Origin of the sequence: Caballeronia sp. LZ016 (genome assembly GCF_031450805.1) — a bacterium.
Taxonomy (GTDB): domain Bacteria; phylum Pseudomonadota; class Gammaproteobacteria; order Burkholderiales; family Burkholderiaceae; genus Caballeronia.
In genome coordinates this window covers 388963-408544 of the sequence record NZ_JARTVY010000001.1, presented here as the reverse complement: position 1 = coordinate 408544, position 19582 = coordinate 388963, and the positions used below count along the sequence as shown (strand labels likewise).

The following is a 19582-nucleotide window of genomic DNA, read 5'->3' as shown; positions in this document are numbered from 1 at the left end:
GCCGCGCTACATCAAAACGCGGGAAATCCGCATCGAAGTCCGTCCGGAACGAAAGACGAAACGCCATCGATGCGGAAAACCCGCAGGCATCAAACCGTGCCGCCCACCGTCATCTTCTCGATGCGCAACGTCGGCTGTCCGACGCCCACCGGCACGCTCTGGCCTTCCTTGCCGCACACGCCGACGCCGCTATCCAGCGACATATCGTTGCCGATCATCGTCACGTACTTGAGCGATTCCGGCCCGCTGCCGATCAGCGTCGCGCCCTTCACCGGATACGTGATCTTGCCGTCCTCGATCATGTACGCCTCGGACGCCGAAAACACGAACTTGCCGTTGGTGATGTCCACCTGGCCACCGCCGAAATTCACTGCGTACAGGCCGTTTTTCACCGCAGCGAGAATCTCCTGCGGGTCCTTGTCGCCGTTGAGCATGTACGTGTTGGTCATGCGCGGCATCGGCAGCGCGGCGTACGATTCGCGGCGCGCGTTGCCCGTCACCGGCATCTTCATCAGCCGCGCATTCAGCGAATCCTGAATGTAGCCCTTCAGAATGCCGTCTTCGATCAGCGTCGTGCACTGCGTCGGGTTGCCTTCATCGTCGATATTGAGCGAGCCACGCCGGTTCGGCAGCGTGCCGTCATCGACGACCGTCACGCCCTTCGCCGCCACCTGCTCGCCGATGCGTCCCGCGAACGCCGACGATCCCTTGCGGTTGAAATCGCCCTCCAGCCCATGGCCGACCGCTTCGTGCAGCAGCACGCCCGGCCAGCCCGGCCCGAGCACCACGGTCATCGCGCCCGCCGGAGCCGGTCGCGCTTCGAGATTGACGAGCGCCGCGTGCACGGCGTCGTCGACGTACTTGTTCAGAATGTCGTCGGTGAAATAGCCGTAATCGAAGCGTCCGCCGCCGCCGCCCGTGCCGATCTCGCGCCGGCCGTTCTGCTCGGCGATCACCGTCACCGAGACGCGCACGAGCGGGCGCACGTCCGCCGCGAGCGCGCCGTCGCTGCGGGCGACGAGCACGACGTCGTATTCGCCGGCGAGGCCCGCCATCACCTGGACGATGCGCGGATCGCGGCTGCGCGCCATCTGCTCGACGCGCTCGAGCAGCTTCACCTTGGCATTCGCATCGAGCGAATGAAGGGGATCGGCGGGCAGGTACAGATCGCGGCCCGACACGCCGGTCAGCGTGCTGGCCGGCTTCACCTTGTGCTTGCCGCCGCCCGCCTTGGCGATCGCGCGCGTTGCGTACGCGGCCTGACGGATGGATTCGGGCGAAAGATCGTCGGAATAGGCGAAAGCCGTGCGCTCGCCGGAGACGGCGCGCACGCCGACGCCCTGATCGATGCTGAAACTGCCCGATTTGACGATGCCTTCCTCGAGACTCCACGCTTCGCTGCGCGTGGACTGGAAATAAAGATCGGCGTAATCGACGCGGTGCGTGAAGATTTCCGCGAGCGTACGCGTGATGACCCCTTCGTCGAGGCCATAGGGCGTCAGCAGCACGTCCTTTGCCGTGACGAGGTTGCGAATGCCGGGTTCGATGATGTTCATGCGGTGCCTATTGCGTGATTAAGCGTGATTATCAGGCGCGAAATGCGTCGGACTATTCTACTGTCCGGCGCCGGTGAGACCATGTGCAGGGAGGAACGCGCGTCTTCAAGCCCGTTCAGCCGTTCAGCCGTTCAGCCGATCAGCCGATCAGCCGATCAGCCGATCAGCCGATCACCCGGTGCCGATACGCCGGCAAGCTCTGCCGCACTTCGGCGATGCGCGCCGTATCGACCGCCCCCGCGACGACGCCTGCGCCCTCGTCGCGCATCGCGATGACCTCGCCCCACGGGTCGATGAGAACGCTATGCCCCCACGTGCGCCGCCCGTTCTCATGCTTGCCGCCTTGCGCCGCGGCGAGCACGTAGCACTGGTTTTCGATCGCCCGCGCCTTGAGCAGCGTCTCCCAGTGCGCCTTGCCGGTCGTGTAAGTGAACGCGGACGGCACGACGATCAGCGCGCAGTCGCCCATCTTTCGATACAGCTCCGGAAACCGCAGGTCGTAGCAGACGGACAGGCCGACGCGCCCGAACGGCGCATCGAAAGTCCGCACTTCGCCGCCGGGACAGATGGTGCGCGCTTCGTCGAACGATTCCTCGCCTTTCTCGAAGCTGAACAGATGAATCTTGTCGTAGCGCGCGGCTTCCTTGCCGCTCGGATTGAACACGAGCGTGGTGTTGAGCACGCGCGACGTTTCCTGCGATTTCAGCGGCAGCGTCCCGCCGATGATCCACACGCGATGCTCCCGCGCGGCATCGGACAGGAATTGCTGGATGGGCCCGTCGCCGGGCGTTTCGCGGATGGCGAGCTTGTCGGTGTCCCTGAAGCCCATGAAGCAGAAGTATTCGGGCAGCAGCACGAGTTGCGCGCCGGCTTGCGCCGCTTCGGCGATGAGCCGTCCTGCGTCGGCGAGATTGCGGTCGCGGTCGGGCGTGCTCACCATTTGCAGCGCGGCGACGTGAAACGGCTGCGCCGTGCTTTCGCTCGATTGTTGGTTCATGTTGTGCGCCGGTTGGTGAATCTGAACGCTGGACGAGGCGCAACGATGGTGCGCTCCGCGTTATGGAGCGGCTGACGGAATCGCGACGGCCGCGGGTGATTCGATCTTACCCTGATCGCCATGCAGACGCTGGACGACGGGCTTCGACCACGAGCCGGTGATCGCATAGTCCATCGCGAATGCCTTCTGGATGGATTTCGAGAGCGCGAGATCGGCGGCGAGCGCGCCCAGACCCAGCAGTGGATTGATCACCGCCGCGCCGATCGCCACCGCGCCCGCGCCGACCGTCGGCACCACCTTGACGCGCAAGTCCTGCGTCTGTTGCGGCAGATCGACGACGCCCTTCATCTGCACGCGAGCGGGCGGCGTGACCATCAGCAGGTCGTCGGTCCGGCTGATGCCGTCCTCGATGCGCGCGTTGCCCGTGATCTTCTCGAACGGCAATCCCTTGCCCACGACATCCTCGAAATGCAGCGTCAGCAGATTGGCGATGCTGCGCAGGCTGAAGATGCCGAGCCACTTCGCCGCGCCCGGCGCCCGCAGGATCTGCCCGTGCCGAAGATCGACGCCGACCTTGCCGTCGAGCGTCTTCATGTCGACCGCCGCCGGGCTGCCGTTCCAGGCCGCATGCCCCGATATCTTCCCCGCGCCGCCGTTGACGGTGTGCGGCAGGCCGAAGCGGTCGAGAAACTGCCCGCCATTGGCGACATCGAGCGTGAAGCCGAGCGATGTGCGGCGCGGCGTCCGGTCATCATCGGTTGCGTTCGTCGCCGTGGGCAGCGTGCGCCACGTTGCCGTTGCGGTGAGTGTCGCGTCGGGATTGGCGAGTTCCAGCTTGTCGAGCGTCCAAATCGGTTCGTCGGCGATGACTTCATTGTGCGCGTCCGCCTGGAGGCGGCCGAGGCCGTATCCGCGATAGATCAGCTCGTTCACGATCACGTCGATCGACGGCATGTTGCGCGGCGGCCTGCCCGCGATCTTTTCGGCGGGCGCGTTCGTCGATTTATCGGGGATCACCACCTTGTCGAGCCGCGCCTGCAACGCGCCGGGGCTTCCGTTCGGCGCGGCGGGCGTGAAGGCGACGTTGCCCGATACCTCATCCGACGCGATCTTCGCCTGCCACTTCCCGGAATCATCAGTCGCGTTGACGTCGATGCCGTTCCAGCGACGGTCGAGCAGCTTCAGTGTGCCGATGTGAACGGCCGCGCGCGTCGGCAGGAATTGACGTACGGTGTCGTTCACCGGCGCGCGGGCGGCGGCGGTTGCGCGCGGCTCGGGAGCGGCCGTATCGGCGAGCACTTTGCGCCAGGCGTCGGCATCGAGCGTCGCCATGTCCGCGACGGCGTTCACGCCTTCAGCCGGCAGATCGGCGGGCTTGTTCAGCGCGATCGCGCCGCGCACGGGCTTCAGCTGCGCGCGCACGTTCATCGGTTCGGCGACGTTTTGCGGATCGACCTTCACCTGCGCGCGTCCGATCTGCTGCAACTCGTAATGCGCCGCAAGCGGGCCGAAGACGAGCTGCGCGTCGTGCAGGCCGGAAGCGCCGCCGCGCGACGGCTGGAAGCTGAGCGAGAAGGGCATCGGTGCGCCTTTGGCCTTGCCGAACGGCGCCGGAAGATCGATGCCGATGCCGCTCAGGTCCGCGCTCGCCTGCACGTTCGGCAGCGCATTCTTCGCGCCGCGCACATGAAGTTCGTAGGGCGCCGCGCCATCGATCCGCCTCAGCAACGCCGCCGCTTGCGGCGCGATGCGCCCGTCGAAGCGCTGCGCCGCGTCGGGACCGATGCGCCCGGTCACGTCGAACGCGTAATTGCCGCCGGGCTGCACGCCACCGGTCGCGCGCACGTCGCCGCCGAGCAGTTGCGCGGTGAGGGCGTCGACCGTGACGGTCTTCGCGGCGAACTTCGCGCGGCCGCGCACATGCGTGAGCGGCGGCAGATTGCCATACGCGATCTCGTTGTCGAGGAAGGTCAGCGAGCCCTTGTAATCAGGGCGCAAAGGCGGTTCGGGCGGCGGCGGCCGATAGCGCGGAATGCCGAGCGTGAGCGCGAGCGCCGCGTTGCCCTTCGCGTCGAGCTTGCGCGTCGCGTGCTTCGCCATCAGGCCGAGCGAGCTGTTATCGACATAGTCGAGCATGTCGGCGAGCGGGCCGCGCGCTTCGCCGTCGATCCACAGCTTGGTTTCGCGATTGCCCGTATCGTCGATACGTCCCGCCACACGCGATACCGCGACGCCCTTGTAATGCCCGCGTTGGATATCGAATGCCAGCTTGTTTTGCGCGAGCCTGAACGTGCCGTCGATGCCCTCGAACGCCGGCCAGAAATTCGGCAGGCCGTTCTGCATCTTGCGCGGCGGAAACGGCGTGGGATCGAACTTGCCCCCCGTGAACGGCGCCTCGATGCGAAAGATGCCCGCATCCGGCGCCTTCGCGTACGGGAAGCGCGTGAGGTCGCCGTGAATCTCGAGCGTGCCGTTGCGCGCGATGCCCGCCTGCAGCGCATGGCCGAGGTAGACGCGCACGCGTTCGTTGAGGCTCGTCGGCAGATAGCGGACGAGGCGCGTCGCCTTCAGATAATCGACCTTGGCCTTGAGGTCCAGATTGCCGCGCCCGTGACCCTGATTCCAGTACGCGGCGGTGACTTCGCCTTCGGCGTCGGCATTCCTGATGCGCAGCGTGTCGAGACGAATGGTGAACGCGCGCCGCAGTTCGCCCGGCGCGATGGCGTCCGCGACGGTCCAGCTCGCGCGGCCTTGCAGGGAATCGAAGGTGAGACGCGGGTCGTCGAATGCGCCGGGGATCGTCACGGCCGCGTTCTTCGTGTCGATGGCGATGCTTCCTTGCGACTCGTTCGCGTCGACGACGCCCCACAGATTCTCGATACCCGGAATGCCCGCGCGCGGACGATTGTTGATCGTGAGGCCCGGCGGCGGCTCCTGCGCCTGGACGCTGATGCCCTGCAGTTCCGCCTTGAACGCGTAATGCACGATCTTCGCATCGCCCTTTTCGCGCTGCTGCTTCGCTTCTTCTTCGGTCCTGGGCGCGGCGCGTTCGGTGTAGATCGTGTAATTGGCGATCTGCCCGCGCGGATTGAAGCGCACCAGTTCGTTCAGCACGCGCGACGGCAGCGGGAGCGTGCGCGCAAATTCCGCGAGGATGCCGAGATCGACCTGATCGCCCGCGATGCGAAACAGCAACCCGTTGTTCACCGAAGCGGGACGATACGTGCCCGTCAGGGTCCGCGCGGTCAGAAGACGTGCGACCGGCGTGCCGTCGTCGAGCGCGGGCTGGCCGAGTTCGGCGCGGACATCGCTGAGGTTCAGCGTGTACGTGGTGTCGCGCTTGTCGACGGACCACGCGAAGCGCGCCACCGGCAGATCGAGGCGCGGCTGCGTCGCGCGCACGCGCAGCGCGATGTTCCCGCCCGCGAGATCGCCTGTCGCCGCCTGCAACTGGCCGCGTGCGAAGTTGAGCCAGATGCGGTTTTCGATGCGGCCATCGTAGAGCGCGAACGGCATCTTCACGTAGCGCGCGAGCATCGGCAGGTCGACCGGGCCCGTCGAAAGATATGCGCGGCCGGTCCAGTTCGCGGGCGCGCCCATCGCGGTGAACGGCTCGTGGCGAAAGTCCGCGCGGAAGTCGAGCGGACCATGAAGGACGTCGCCATCGGCGGGCGCGTTCAGCGCGAGGCGGTGACGCGCGCCGTCGTTCAGCATTGCGAGCTTCAGGCGCTTGAACGCGATCTCGGGCGCATCGCGCTTTGCGTCGCGCCAGCGCAGCGTGCCGTCGCGCAGCAAGATGCGCTGCTGTCCCAGCAGCCATGTCGTGAATGCGTTGGAGCCGGTGCGGCGCGCCGGGATGGGCACGCCCGCGATCGTCAGTTCACCGTTCGCATTGCGCGCGATGATGACGTCGGGGCCATCGACGGTGAGATCGGCGAGCTTCGGCTTCAGCTCAACCAGCGACCGCCACGCGATGCTCGCGCTCGCATGGGGCACGGCGAGGCCGGGCGAGCCATCGGCGGCGTCGATGCGAAGATTGTCGATATCGATGGTCGGCTGCATGCCCGTCCATCGCGCGGAAAGCCGGCCGAGACGAAGCTGCGCGTGAATCCGCGACGACACCGCCTGCTCGATCGCCGGCCTGAACGAATCGATCTGCGGCAGCACCGCGTAGCGCAAGCCGAGATAGATGCCCGCCACCGCGAAATACAGCACGGCGGCGACGACGAGAATGACTTTGAAGACACGCGACAGGACCCGCTCGGCGTTGCCGCTGGGCTTGGCTTGTCCAACTTCGGTCGGGTCGACGGATCGTCTGCTGTCGGACATGCTGCGGCTGTTCGGCGATATGGTAGTTTTGCGTGTTTGACGCTGCAATGTAACACAGGGTATGTCCCGGACGGCTTCGCCCGCGCACTCGAAAAAGCCCGGAAAGCCGCGCCCCGCAAGCCTCACGGCGAGGACGGCAAGGCCGCGGACGCGAACCGCGCGCGGCGTCGGCAAGCAGCGATAGATCCAGAGCAGGACCCAAAGCAACGAGCGAGCCTAACCATTCATGACCGATGTGACTCTGCGCAGTTCCGGCTACTCCAACTATGCGGCGCGTGCGTACGCGGCGCGTCCCGAGCTCGCGGCGCATGTCGCGCAGTGGGCGCGGACGCCCGTCACCCGCGAGTGGATCGAAGCGCGTCTCGATGAACTCTGCACGCGTTGCGGCCAAAGCGGCGCGCTAGACGAAGCCGCGCTCAAGACCGCGTTACGCCGCCTGCGCACCGATGTGTTCTGCACGGTGATGGAACGCGATCTGTCCGGCGCAGCCGATGTCGCCGAAGTCACCGGAGCGATGACGGACCTCGCCGAAGTCACGATTCAACGTGCGCTCGCGGTGTTGTCGGCGGATCTGGAAGCGCTGTTCGGCGAGCCGCGCGGACCCGACGGCGAACGGCTGACGCTCGGCGTCGTCGGCATGGGGAAGCTCGGCGGGCGCGAGCTGAATGCATCGTCGGATATCGACCTCATCTTCGTCTACGAGGAAGACGGCGAGACGGCGGGCGGCAAGCGCTCGCCACTGACGACGCAGGAATTCTTCACGCGACTCGGGCGGCGGCTGATCGGCGCGCTCGCGGAAATCACGCAGGACGGCTACGTGTTTCGCGTGGACATGCGGCTGCGTCCGAATGGCGATTCCGGGCCGCTCGTCTGCAGCCTCGGCATGCTCGAAGAGTATTTCTACGTGCAGGGCCGCGAGTGGGAGCGTTATGCGTGGATCAAGGCGCGGCTCGTGTCCGAGCGCGACAGCGACTCCGCGCAACGGCTCGCGAAGCAGCTCGACGCAATCGCGACGCCGTTCATCTATCGTCGCTATCTCGATTACGGCGTGATCGCGGCGATCCGCTCGCTGCATCAGCAGATACGACAGGAAGCGCGGCGGCGCGCGTCGATGCGCCCCGACAAGGCCGACGACATCAAGCTCGGGCGCGGGGGCATCCGCGAAATCGAATTCAGCGCGCAGGTGTTCCAATTGATTCGCGGCGGCCAGGCGGCGGATTTTCGCATCCGTCCGACGCTTGCCGTGCTGGAGCGCGCGGAGGCGCACGGGCTCGTTTCGACCGCCGTTCGCGATGCGCTCACCGAGGCATATCTCTTTCTGCGGACGGTCGAGCATCGGCTGCAGTATCGCAACGACGCGCAGACGCACGCGATGCCCGTCGCCGACGACGAGCGCGCGCTGCTCGCGGCGTCGCTCGGCTTCGCGGACTACGCGTCGTTGATGGCGAAACTGGACGCGCATCGCAAGTTCGTCGAACAGCAGTTCGATGCGATCTTCGCCGACAAGGTGGGCGGCGAGAAAGGCTGCGGCGTCGCCGACGATTCCGCCGCATCGTGGATATGGAGCAGCGCCCTCGCCGACGATTCCGCGCAGGAGGAGCTGGCTTCGCGCCTGACCGAGCTGGGCTTCGCAGACCCGTCGCCGGTGCTCGCGCGGCTGACCGGCGTCTGGAATTCGTCGCGCTACGCGGGCTTGCCCGAGCGAAGCCGCGAGCGTTTCGATATCGTCGCGCAGCGCGCGCTGGAAGCGGTGCAGTCGATCGATGCCCCGCGCCGCGGCGACACCATCGCGCGCCTGTTTGATCTGCTCGAAGCCACGGCCAAACGCGGCGCCTATCTCGCCTTGCTGACGGAATATCCGGCGGCGCTCGACCGCGTGCTGTCGGTGCTGTCCGGCTCGCGCTGGGCGGCCGGTTATCTGATCCGACATCCGCAATTGCTGGACGAATTGCTCGATGACGAAGCCATCGCGAGTCCTTTCGACTGGCCGGAATTCAAGCGCTCGCTGCTTGCGCGGCTGACCGCCGCCGAAGATGCGGAGCATCAGATGGACTTGCTGCGGCACGCGCATCAAGCCGAAGTGTTCCGCATTCTGCTGATCGATCTGGCCGGGCGGCTGAGTGTCGAGCACGTGAGCGACCGGCTTTCCGAGCTCGCCGATGCGGTGCTCGAGGCGACCGTGCAGACCGTGTGGAAGCAGTTCCCGAAGCGGCATCGCGAGACGCCGCGCTTTTCGGTCATTGCGTACGGGAAGCTGGGCGGCAAGGAACTCGGCTACGCGTCGGACCTGGACATCATTTTTCTCTACGACGACCCCGACGACGCGGCCGCCGACATCTACGCGATGTTCGCGCGCCGTCTCATCACGTGGCTCACGGCGGCGACGGGCGCGGGCACCCTGTTCGACGTGGATTTGCGGTTGCGGCCGAACGGCGAGTCGGGCTTTCTCGTGACGAGTCTCGATGCGTTCCGCCGCTATCAGATGCGCGAAGGCGATGCCGCGAATACCGCATGGGTCTGGGAGCATCAGGCGTTGTCGCGCGCGCGGTTCAGCGCGGGCGATGCCGACATCGGCGCGCAGTTCGAAGCGATTCGCGCGGACGTGCTCGTCACCGAGCGCGATGCGGCGGCGCTTTCACGCGAGATCGTCGCGATGCGCGAGCGTGTCGCCGACGGGCACCCGAACCGCACGGAGCTGTTCGACCTGAAGCACGATCGCGGCGGGATGGTCGATATCGAGTTCATCGTGCAGTACTGGGTGCTGCTGCATGCGCGGACGCATCGCGAGTTCGTGCGCAACGCGGGGAACATCACGCTGCTGAAGATCGCCGCGCAGAGCGGGCTGATTTCCGGCGATGAGGCGGAGGAGATCGGCGCGGCTTATCGGCGGTATCGGAAGCTGCAACACACGCTGCGGCTCGACGGGATGGAGAAGGCGCGCGTCGATCCGGACAGCGTCCGGAAGGAGCGCGAGGCGGTGACGGGGTTGTGGCGGCGGGTGTTCGGCGCAGCGGCTTGAGGGGCGCCGGACGCCGGTGGTCTGCGTGCGGTGCGGTCGTGCGTGATCTGTTGCATTGCACTGGGGCGGCCGTCGAGCAATAACGTTTCCTTGATGCCTCGAGCTTGCGCCCGCTTAACATCGGACGCGCCGTTCGCTTGTTGCTCGAGCCGGAGATCTTGAGCCAGAGGTCGGCGTGGCCGGCGTTCTCAGTGCCGACACAGCCCCGGATTCGGAGCGCCATCTACGAGTACATTGCCGCGTCGGCGTTCGATCACGCGCGCCACGCGAGGCCGGGCAGCAATCGATCACGGTCATACCGGCCTTCGGCGGAACATCGCCGGGATGCGGCGGCCTGAACATTCGGATCGCCGGGCTGAGCCGTCATCAGCATCGCGCTGGCCTTTGCAGGGAAACCAGTTCTTCTGCGGGACCGTCGCCGCCACGACAGCGCCGACGAATCACGCTCACGCCGCCAGCATCTCCTTCGCATGCTTGCGCGTCGTCGCGGTGATCTCGATGCCGCCGAGCATCCGCGCGACTTCCTCGATGCGCCTCGCCTTGTCGAGCGGCGTGACCGTGCTGACAGTGCCGCCTGCATCGTCGGACGACTTCGCCACCTGAAAATGTTGATCGCCGCGCGCGGCCACTTGCGGCAGGTGCGTGACGCACAGCACCTGACGATCGCGCCCAAGCTGGTGCAGCAGCCGCCCGACCACTTCCGCGACGCCCCCGCCGATGCCCGTGTCCACTTCGTCGAAAATCAGCGTCGGCGTCGGGCTGGCGGTGCTCGCAATCACCGCGAGCGCCAGGCTGATCCGCGCGAGCTCACCGCCCGACGCGACCTTCGCGAGCGGCCGCAGCGCGACACCCGCGTGACCGGCCACGCGGAACTCGATCTGCTCCAGCCCGTTCGCGCCGCCTTCCGCGAGCGGCACGAGCGCGACGTCGAAGCTGCCGCCCGCCATCGACAATTCCTGCATGCCTTCCGTCACCGCCTTCGACAGCGCCTTGGCCGCTTTCGCGCGTGCCTTCGACAGCACTTTCGCTTCGGCCAGATAGGCTTCCTTCGCTTTCTCGGCGGCGGCGTTGAGGGCGTCGAGATCGGCGGCGGCGTCGAGTTCCGCCAATTGGCGGCGGCGCGTCTCGTGTTCTTCCGGCAGCGTCTCCGGCTGCAGACGGAATTTGCGCGCCGTCGAATGCAGTTGATCCATGCGCCTTTCGACTTGCGCGAGCCGGTCCGGGTCGAGTTCCAGACGCTGCGCGTAGTGCGACAGCGAATAAGCCGCTTCCTGCAATTGAATCTCGGCGGGTTCGAGCGACGCCAGCACGTCGTTCAGCGCGGGGTCGATATCCGCGAGGCTGCGCAGTTTCGACGTGATCGCGCCGAGTTGCGAGATCATCGCTTCGTCGGATTCGGAGAGCGCGCCGAGCGCGTTCTGCACGCCGTCGATCAGACTCGCCGAATGCGACAGCCGATGATGCTCCGCGCTCACTTCCTCCCACTCGCCGGGCTGCGGCGCGAGCTTGTCGAATTCGCTCAACTGCCACGCGAGACGTTCGCGCTCCAGTTGCAGCTCGCGGTCGCGGGTTTGCGCGGCGTCGACTGCCTGCTGCGCCTCGCGATATGCGCGCCACGCGCGGCTCACCGCATTCGCGGCATCGGTGAGGCCGGCGTGCGTGTCGAAGAGTTCGCGCTGGGCATCGGGCCGCATCAATAACTGATGCGCGTGTTGTCCGTGGATATCGACCAGCATCTCGCCGACTTCGCGCAACTGGGCGAGCGTGGCCGGCGTGCCGTTGATGAACGCGCGCGAGCGGCCGCCGGAATCGATCACGCGACGCAGCATGACCGTATCGCCGTCCTGCGAGAGCGCATGCTCTTCCAGCCAGCGAGCGACCTGCGCGTGCGTGCCGAACTCGGCGGTGATGTCCGCGCGCGCTTCGCCGGTTCGCACGACGCTCGCGTCGGCGCGCGCGCCGAGCGTGAGCGCGAGGGCGTCGATCAGGATCGACTTGCCCGCGCCGGTTTCACCCGAAAAAACCGTGAAGCCCGAATCGAATTCGATGTCGAGCGCGGCAACGATAACGAAGTCTCGAATGGAGAGATGACGGAGCATGGACGCTTCGGGATGAGGGTTCAGCGAGATTGCGTCAGACGGACGAGTCCTGCGAGGGATGCTCGTTCCAGTGCAGTTTCTTGCGCAGCGTGGCGTACGTGCTGTAGCCGACCGGATGCAGCACCGGCACGGTATGGCGCGAGCGTCGCACTTCGATGGCGTCGTTCAGTTCGACGGCGGTGAACGACTGCATGTCGAAATTCACGTTCACGTCCCGCCCGCCGATGATCTGGATCGTGACCTTCGAATCGTCGGGCAATACGATCGGGCGGTTCGACAGCGAATGCGGCGCGATCGGCACCAGCACGAAGCCTTGCAGTTGCGGATGCAGGATCGGCCCCGCGGACGACAACGCGTAAGCCGTCGAGCCCGTCGGCGTGGCGACGATCAGCCCGTCCGAACGCTGGTTGTACATGAAGTGGCCGTCGACGGAGACGCGCAGCTCGGCCATGCCGGAGAAGCCGCTGCGGTTCACGACGACATCGTTGAAGGCGAGGGCATGGTAGATCGGCTTGTCGTTACGCACGATGCGCGCTTCGAGCAGCGTGCGCTCCTCGCGTTCGAACTGGCCGGCCAGCATTTGCGGCACGCGCTCGCGCATCTCGGCGAGCGGGATATCGGTGATGAAGCCGAGACGCCCGTGATTCACGCCGATGAGCGGCGTCTTGTACGGCGCAAGCTGCCGGCCGACGCCGAGCATGGTGCCGTCGCCGCCGAGCACGACCGCGACGTCCGCGCGCGCGCCGATCGCCGCGATGGACAGCGCCGGGTATTCGGTCACGCCCACGTCCTTCGCCGTGCCTTCTTCGAACACGACTTCGAAACCCTGGTTCGCAATGTGCTCCGCGAGCGTTCTCAGCGGCGCCTCGATACCGGGTGTATTGGTTCGCCCGACGAGGGCGACGGTCTTGAATTGGCCAATTTCCATGCCGGCATTACACCATAGGTGGAAGGCGAAAAGAACCGGGGCCGCGCGCCGCGACGGACGGCATGTCGCAACGTCGGCGCGTGGTTCGTTTCTCGCTAGAATGGAGCAGACATTGAACGGTCCACGCGCGCTTCGCGCTCGTGACATGCAAGCGGCGGCGCGGTCGTCGCGCCCCGACACGTTGCGCTAAACTTTGCCCATGCTAGACCCACGTGCACAAACCCTCCTCAAAACGTTGATCGAGCGCTACATCGCCGAAGGTCAGCCGGTCGGTTCGCGCACGTTATCACGGCATTCCGGTCTCGAACTCAGTCCCGCGACCATCCGCAACGTGATGTCGGACCTGGAAGACCTGGGCCTCGTCGCGAGTCCGCATACGTCGGCGGGCCGCATTCCGACGCCGCGCGGCTACCGGCTCTTCGTCGATACCATGCTGACCGTCGAAGCGCCGCAGGACGAAGCGATGACCACCGCGGTCAAGACGCGCCTGCAAGGGCAGGAGCCGCAGAAGATCGTCGCCGCGGCGGCGAGCGTGCTGTCGAGCCTGTCGTCGTTCGCGGGCGTCATTCTTACCCCGCGCCGCAGTCACATGTTCAAGCAGATCGAGTTCATGCGGCTGTCGGACAAGCGCATCCTGCTCATCATCGTGACGCCCGAGGGCGACGTGCAGAATCGCATGATGGCCACGCAGCGCGACTACTCGCCCTCGCAACTCACCGAAGCCTCCAATTACATCAACGCGCATTTTGCGGGCCTGTCCTTCGACGAAGTGCGCCGCCGGCTGCGCGAGGAAATCGACCAGTTGCGCGGCGACATGACCGCGCTGATGCAGGCGGCCGTCGTCGCGAGCACGGCGGAAGCCGATCCCGGCGAGACGGTGCTGATTTCGGGCGAGCGCAATTTGCTGGAAGTGGCGGACCTGTCCTCCGACATGGCGCGCCTGCGCAAACTCTTCGACTTGTTCGATCAAAAGACGAGCCTCCTGCAATTGCTGGATGTGTCGAGCCACGCACAGGGCGTGCAGATTTTCATCGGCGGGGAATCGAATCTCGTGCCGATCGAGGAGATGAGCGTCGTGACCGCGCCGTACGAAGTGAACGGCAAGATCGTCGGCACACTCGGCGTGATCGGCCCGACGCGCATGGCGTATAACCGCGTGATTCCCATCGTCGATATCACCGCGCGGCTGCTGTCCATGTCGCTCAGCCAGCAGTAACGCGGCTCCTGGGCGAATCGTGCCGCGCTGCCGGTTGCGCCGCCACTAGGCCGTTCGGCCGATGATGCGTGGCGGAACGCGCCGCTATAATGACCTTCACCTTTCGATGCCTTCCGGCCGCCTTGCCCTATGCGTTTCGACCTCGAGTTGCCTTCGCAGCCCAGCGCTTCACATCGCGTCGCAGTGCTGCTGATCAATCTCGGCACGCCGGACGCGCCCACGCCGCGAGCGGTGCGCAAATACCTCGCGCAGTTTCTGTCCGACCCGCGCGTCGTCGAAATCCCGTCGTTCATCTGGCAGATCATTCTGCGCGGCGCCATCCTGCCGTTCCGCAGCCGTGCGTCGGCTAAGAAATATGCGCAGGTCTGGTTGCCCGAAGGCTCGCCGTTGCGCGTGTACACGGAGAAGCAGGTCGAAGGCTTGCGGCGGCTTTTTGCGGCGAACGACTACCACGTGATCGTCGATTACGCCATGCGCTACGGCACCCCGGGCATCGGCGCCATGCTCAATCAGATGAAGCTCGAAGGCGCGGACCGCATTCTTCTCGTGCCGATGTATCCGCAATACTCGTCGTCGACGACCGCCACCGCTTTCGACGACGCCTTCAACGCGCTCAGGCGCGTGCGGAATCAGCCGGAGATCCGGACGATCCGTCATTACGCGGATCATCCCGCGTATATCTCGGCGCTCGCCGATCAGGTCCGCGAATACTGGCGCGTTCACGGCCATCCGGACTTCGCCGCCGGAGACAAGCTCGTGCTGAGTTTCCACGGCGTGCCGAAGCGCACGATGGACCTCGGCGATCCTTACCACGACCAGTGCCAGTTGACCGGTTCGCTGCTTGCAGCCGCCCTCGGCCTCACGCCGGTCGAATGCCGCGTGACGTTCCAGTCGCGCTTCGGCCGCGCCGAATGGCTGCAGCCGTACACGGCGCCGACGCTCGCGGAACTGGGCGCGGCCGGTGTCGCACGCGTGGACGTGTTTTGCCCCGGCTTCACGGCGGATTGTCTCGAGACCATCGAGGAAATCGGCATGGAGGTGCGCGACGAATTCGTGAAGGCGGGCGGCAAGCAGTTCCACCGCATTCCCTGCCTGAACGCGTCGCCGGCATGGATCAAGGCGCTCGGCGAGATCGCGGCACAACATCTGCAGGGATGGCCCGTACAGGCCGCGCAACCGGTGACGGTCGCCGCCTGATTCTGGTCATCGCAAGAGAATCGCCATGAACTACAAGATTTCGACGGAACCCGGCGCGCGTTTGCGCATCGACAAGTGGCTGTGGGCGGCGCGCTTCTTCAAGACGCGTTCCCTCGCGAGCGATGCGGTGGAGAAAGGCCGCGTGAAGATCGGCGGGGCGAACGTGAAGCCGTCGAAGGACGTGCGCGTCGGCGATATCGTCGAGATCGATATCGAACGGCTCGTCTGGCTGGTCGAAGTGCGCGGCCTGTGCGACGTCCGCGGCCCCGCGCCGGTCGCGCAGACGCTTTACGCCGAAACGGAAGAGGGCCGTGCGAAGCGGCTTGCCGAAGCGGAGCGCCGCAAGACGTATCGGGAGCCGGCAGCCGCCATGCAGGGCAGGCCGACGAAGCGGGACCGCCGCATCATCGATAAGTTTTCTGGCTCGGACTGAACATTTCTTCGAAGGTCGCATGCACGCCGCCGTACTCGGTGTTACGGGCAGTCAGTGCGCCGGAAAGACAGATGGTGGTCGTGCCCGCAACCAGTACCAGGGCGACCACCGCGACAGCAAAGGTCAGTTTCATGGTACCCCCGGCTATGCGGGCTGAGCGGTCTTTCGACCGGACGAGGTCAGGAAACGGGCGAGGCGTAAGCGGTATGAAGCAATCGCAGGGATCAGGGTAAACGTGCTTCCTGCGACGCCAGTTTGAAGTGTAGGCGACGGCACTGCTTCGCTCAATCTGTTTCTGGCAGGCGTTCGTTACGGGCCGTTTCGACCGTCGCGCGCTGCGATGCCCAGCGCACAAAATTCGTCAGAAGAAGCCTTGAAAATGCTTCCGATGCCCCAAATTCCGCCGCTAGTGCGACGAAGCGCGGCTCGGTGAATCACCGCCGCGCTTCTCTTCCGATTCACTCACAGCAATAACATTCAGCGACATGGAAAACACGCAAGAGAATTCAGCGAGCCCGAACCCGACGCCCGCCGACGACACCGCGCGCCAGGCCGCCGACCCGACTCAGGCGACCACGCAAGCCGCGCCGGAAGCGCCGGCAGCCGCGGACGCCACGCCGCAAGCCGCTTCGAATGAAACCGAGGCGGCGCTCGCCGAAGCGCAGGCCCGGGTGGCCGCGCTGCAGGAAGAGTTTCTCCGCGCCAAGGCGGAAACGGAGAACGTGCGGCGCCGCGCGCAGGAAGACGTCGCGAAGGCTCACAAGTTCGCAATCGAAAACTTCGCGGAAAATCTGCTGCCGGTGCTCGACAGCCTCGAAGCCGCGCTGGCCGACCAGTCGACGGATGTCGCGAAGGTGCGCGAGGGCGTCGACCTGACGCTGCGCCAGTTGTCGAGCGCGCTGGAGAAGGGCCGCGTCATCGCGGTGAATCCGGTCGGCGAAAAGTTCGATCCGCATCGCCACCAGGCCATTTCCATGGTGCCGGCGGAGCAGGAGCCGAATACCGTCGTCGCCGTGCTGCAGAAGGGCTACATCATCGCTGACCGCGTGCTGCGTCCGGCGCTCGTGACCGTCGCCGCACCGAAGTAACCGGACAGCCGCGAGGCTCCGCTCATGGCCAACGTTCCCGTCGACTCCACCGCGTTCTCCGAATTCGGCATGCAGGAACTCGACGCCGCCGGTTTCGACGCCGGTCTAGCGTCGGCGGGAGACGAGCTGGCCGTTGTGTTCTTCTGGGGCCTCGACTGCTTCAACTGCGAAATCGCCAAGAAAGCGATGCTCGCGCAGCCCGACGCCATCCGCGCGCTCGGGTTGAAGTGGTTCCACAGCAACGTCTACGAGCATCGCGAGCTCGGCCGCCGCTTCATGCTGCATGGCGTGCCGACGTGGTTCTTCTTCCATCGCGGCAAGCGGCTGGGGCGCGCGACGGGCTGGCATGGTATCGCCCAGTTCGAGGCGGCGGTGGCGGCGGCGCGCGCGAAGATCGCGGCAGCGGGGAATCAGGCGTAGCAAGCGCGCGAAAAAGTTATAGACCGCATCGCATTCAGGGTCTTGAAAACGAAATCGGCGCTCCTATCTTGCGTACAGGTATGAATTTTGGGCGTTCGGCCCGTTGAATCGGCCGCAAAAGCCGGCGTGTTCCGGCCGCAGCGCCAAAGCGATCAAAGCTAGGAGAGTATAAAAAATGGGCAAAATCATCGGCATCGACCTCGGCACCACGAACTCGTGCGTGGCGCTGATGGAAGGCAATCAGGTCAAGGTCATCGAGAACTCGGAAGGCGCGCGCACCACGCCGTCGATCATCGCGTACATGGACGACAACGAAATTCTCGTTGGCGCGCCTGCGAAGCGTCAGTCGGTCACGAACCCGCGCAACACGCTGTACGCGGTGAAGCGCCTGATCGGCCGCCGCTTCGACGAGAAGGAAGTGCAGAAGGACATCAACCTGATGCCCTACAAGATCGTCAAGCACGACAACGGCGACGCCTGGGTCGAAGCGCACGGCAAGAACCTCGCGCCGTCGCAAGTGTCGGCCGAAGTGCTGCGCAAGATGAAGAAGACCGCTGAAGACTACCTCGGCGAGCCGGTGACGGAAGCCGTCATCACGGTTCCGGCGTACTTCAACGACAGCCAGCGCCAGGCAACGAAGGACGCGGGCCGCATCGCCGGTCTGGAAGTGAAGCGCATCATCAACGAGCCGACGGCGGCCGCGCTCGCGTTCGGTCTCGACAAAGCCGAAAAGGGCGACCGCAAGATCGCCGTGTTCGACCTCGGCGGCGGCACGTTCGACATCTCGATCATCGAAATCGCGGATGTGGACGGCGAAATGCAGTTCGAAGTGCTGTCGACCAACGGCGACACGTTCCTCGGCGGTGAAGACTTCGACCAGCGCATCATCGATTACATCATCGGCGAGTTCAAGAAGGAGCAGGGCGTCGACCTGTCGAAAGACGTGCTCGCGCTGCAGCGCCTGAAGGAAGCCGCTGAGAAGGCGAAGATCGAACTGTCGTCGACGGCTCAGACCGACATCAACCTGCCGTACATCACGGCTGACGCGTCGGGTCCGAAGCACCTGAACCTCAAGTTCACGCGCGCCAAGCTGGAAGCGCTCGTCGAGGAGCTGATCGAGCGCACGATCGAACCGTGCCGCATCGCGATCAAGGACGCGGGCGTGAAGGTCGGCGACATCGACGACGTGATCCTCGTCGGCGGCATGACGCGCATGCCGAAGGTGCAGGAGAAGGTGAAGGAATTCTTCGGCAAGGAGCCGCGCCGTGACGTCAACCCGGACGAAGCCGTGGCCGTTGGCGCCGCGATTCAGGGTCAGGTTCTGTCCGGCGACCGCAAGGACGTTCTGCTGCTCGACGTGACGCCTCTGTCGCTCGGCATCGAGACGCTCGGCGGCGTGATGACGAAGATGATCAACAAGAACACGACCATCCCGACGAAGCACGCTCAGGTGTATTCGACGGCGGACGACAACCAGGGCGCCGTGACCATCAAGGTGTTCCAGGGCGAGCGTGAGATGGCCGCGGGCAACAAGCTGCTCGGCGAATTCAACCTCGAAGGCATTCCGCCCGCACCGCGCGGCGTGCCGCAGATCGAAGTGACCTTCGACATCGACGCGAACGGCATTCTGCACGTCGGCGCGAAGGACAAGGCGACGGGCAAGGAAAACAAGATCACCATCAAGGCGAACTCGGGCCTGACGGACGCCGAAATCGACAAGATGGTGAAGGACGCCGAAGCCAACGCCGAAGAAGACCACAAGCTGCGCGAACTCGCGGATGCCCGCAACCAGGGCGACGCGCTGGTCCACAGCACGAAGAAGGCGGTTGCCGAGTATGGCGACAAGGTCGATGCTTCGGAGAAGGAAAAGATCGAAGCCGCGCTGAAGGAACTCGAAGACGCGCTGAAGAACAGCTCGAGCGACAAGGCCACGATCGAAGCGAAGGTCGAGGCGCTGGCTCAGGCTTCGCAGAAGCTCGGCGAGAAGATGTACGCCGACATGCAGGCGCAGCAGGGCGCGGCCAGCGCGGCAGCGGGCGCGGCCGGCGCGGAAGCGAGCGCTTCGGCATCGGCTGGCGGTGCGAGCCAGCAGCATGACGATGTCGTCGACGCCGACTTCAAGGAAGTGAAGAAGGACTAAGCCGTATGAGGCGCGCGACTGGCGACGGTCGCGCGCCTTTTCGGTGATATCACCGGGACGCGTTGGCGTCTGACGTGGAACGCGCCTGGCGAGCTTTTCGGCTCTCCGGGCACGTTGTTTTTTTGGGGCGTCCTGCTCTCGGCGGCTCGTAAGTCGGAGC

The 19582-nt window shown here is 65.5% G+C and carries 13 protein-coding genes; 7 read left to right on the top strand and 6 right to left on the bottom strand.

The genetic code is table 11. The features are described 5' to 3' along the window. Positions 1–89: 89 nt before the first annotated feature. The 3 genes from tldD to P9220_RS01875 all read right to left on the bottom strand — a co-directional run bounded on the left by tldD (position 90) and on the right by P9220_RS01875 (position 6882). Positions 90–1556: a metalloprotease TldD gene (gene tldD, locus P9220_RS01885; RefSeq protein WP_309763316.1), complete on the bottom strand. Its 1467-nt coding sequence runs from the start codon at positions 1554–1556 to the stop codon at positions 90–92. Positions 1557–1719: 163 nt separating this feature from the next. Next, positions 1720–2553: a carbon-nitrogen hydrolase family protein gene (locus P9220_RS01880; RefSeq protein ID WP_309763315.1), complete on the bottom strand. Its 834-nt coding sequence runs from the start codon at positions 2551–2553 to the stop codon at positions 1720–1722. Positions 2554–2613: 60 nt separating this feature from the next. Continuing rightward, positions 2614–6882 (bottom strand): AsmA-like C-terminal region-containing protein, encoded by a 4269-nt coding sequence (locus P9220_RS01875; RefSeq protein ID WP_309763314.1) that lies wholly within the window; start codon positions 6880–6882, stop codon positions 2614–2616. A gap of 226 nt (positions 6883–7108) precedes the next feature. Between P9220_RS01875 and glnE the strand changes: the two genes are divergently transcribed. Then, on the top strand, positions 7109–9901 hold the full coding sequence (gene glnE, locus P9220_RS01870; protein WP_309763313.1) for a bifunctional [glutamate--ammonia ligase]-adenylyl-L-tyrosine phosphorylase/[glutamate--ammonia-ligase] adenylyltransferase: 2793 nt from the start codon (positions 7109–7111) through the stop codon (positions 9899–9901). Between the two features lie 446 nt (positions 9902–10347). Here the strand turns inward: glnE and recN are convergent, their stop codons facing one another. Both recN and P9220_RS01860 read right to left on the bottom strand, forming a co-directional pair. Then, the gene (recN, locus tag P9220_RS01865; protein ID WP_309763312.1) at positions 10348–12000 is read right to left on the bottom strand and encodes a DNA repair protein RecN; all 1653 of its coding nucleotides are present in this window, start codon (positions 11998–12000) and stop codon (positions 10348–10350) included. Between the two features lie 34 nt (positions 12001–12034). Beyond that, complete coding sequence (locus tag P9220_RS01860) at positions 12035–12928, bottom strand: NAD kinase (protein WP_309763311.1); 894 nt, start codon at positions 12926–12928, stop codon at positions 12035–12037. 199 nt (positions 12929–13127) lie between these two features. Here P9220_RS01860 and hrcA point away from each other — a divergent pair, with 199 nt between their 5' ends. The 3 genes from hrcA (at position 13128) to P9220_RS01845 (ending at position 15774) form a co-directional block, all read left to right on the top strand. Continuing rightward, positions 13128–14144: a heat-inducible transcriptional repressor HrcA gene (gene hrcA, locus P9220_RS01855; protein ID WP_309763310.1), complete on the top strand. Its 1017-nt coding sequence runs from the start codon at positions 13128–13130 to the stop codon at positions 14142–14144. A 129-nt stretch (positions 14145–14273) separates the two neighbouring features. After that, positions 14274–15341: a ferrochelatase gene (hemH, locus tag P9220_RS01850; protein WP_309763309.1), complete on the top strand. Its 1068-nt coding sequence runs from the start codon at positions 14274–14276 to the stop codon at positions 15339–15341. A 25-nt stretch (positions 15342–15366) separates the two neighbouring features. Then, the gene (locus P9220_RS01845) at positions 15367–15774 is read left to right on the top strand and encodes an RNA-binding S4 domain-containing protein (RefSeq protein WP_309763308.1); all 408 of its coding nucleotides are present in this window, start codon (positions 15367–15369) and stop codon (positions 15772–15774) included. Here the strand turns inward: P9220_RS01845 and P9220_RS01840 are convergent. Next, the gene (locus tag P9220_RS01840) at positions 15746–15907 is read right to left on the bottom strand and encodes a hypothetical protein (RefSeq protein WP_309763307.1); all 162 of its coding nucleotides are present in this window, start codon (positions 15905–15907) and stop codon (positions 15746–15748) included. The two genes, P9220_RS01845 and P9220_RS01840, sit on opposite strands and share 29 nt — an antisense overlap. A 352-nt stretch (positions 15908–16259) precedes the next feature. Between P9220_RS01840 and grpE the strand changes: the two genes are divergently transcribed. From grpE to dnaK, 3 genes are all read left to right on the top strand, one after another. Next, positions 16260–16862: a nucleotide exchange factor GrpE gene (gene grpE, locus P9220_RS01835; RefSeq protein WP_309763306.1), complete on the top strand. Its 603-nt coding sequence runs from the start codon at positions 16260–16262 to the stop codon at positions 16860–16862. A gap of 24 nt (positions 16863–16886) precedes the next feature. After that, positions 16887–17282, top strand: coding sequence for a thioredoxin family protein (locus tag P9220_RS01830; RefSeq protein WP_309763305.1), 396 nt, complete (start codon positions 16887–16889; stop codon positions 17280–17282). A gap of 175 nt (positions 17283–17457) precedes the next feature. After that, on the top strand, positions 17458–19422 hold the full coding sequence (dnaK, locus tag P9220_RS01825) for a molecular chaperone DnaK (RefSeq protein WP_309763304.1): 1965 nt from the start codon (positions 17458–17460) through the stop codon (positions 19420–19422). Positions 19423–19582 lie beyond the last annotated feature (160 nt).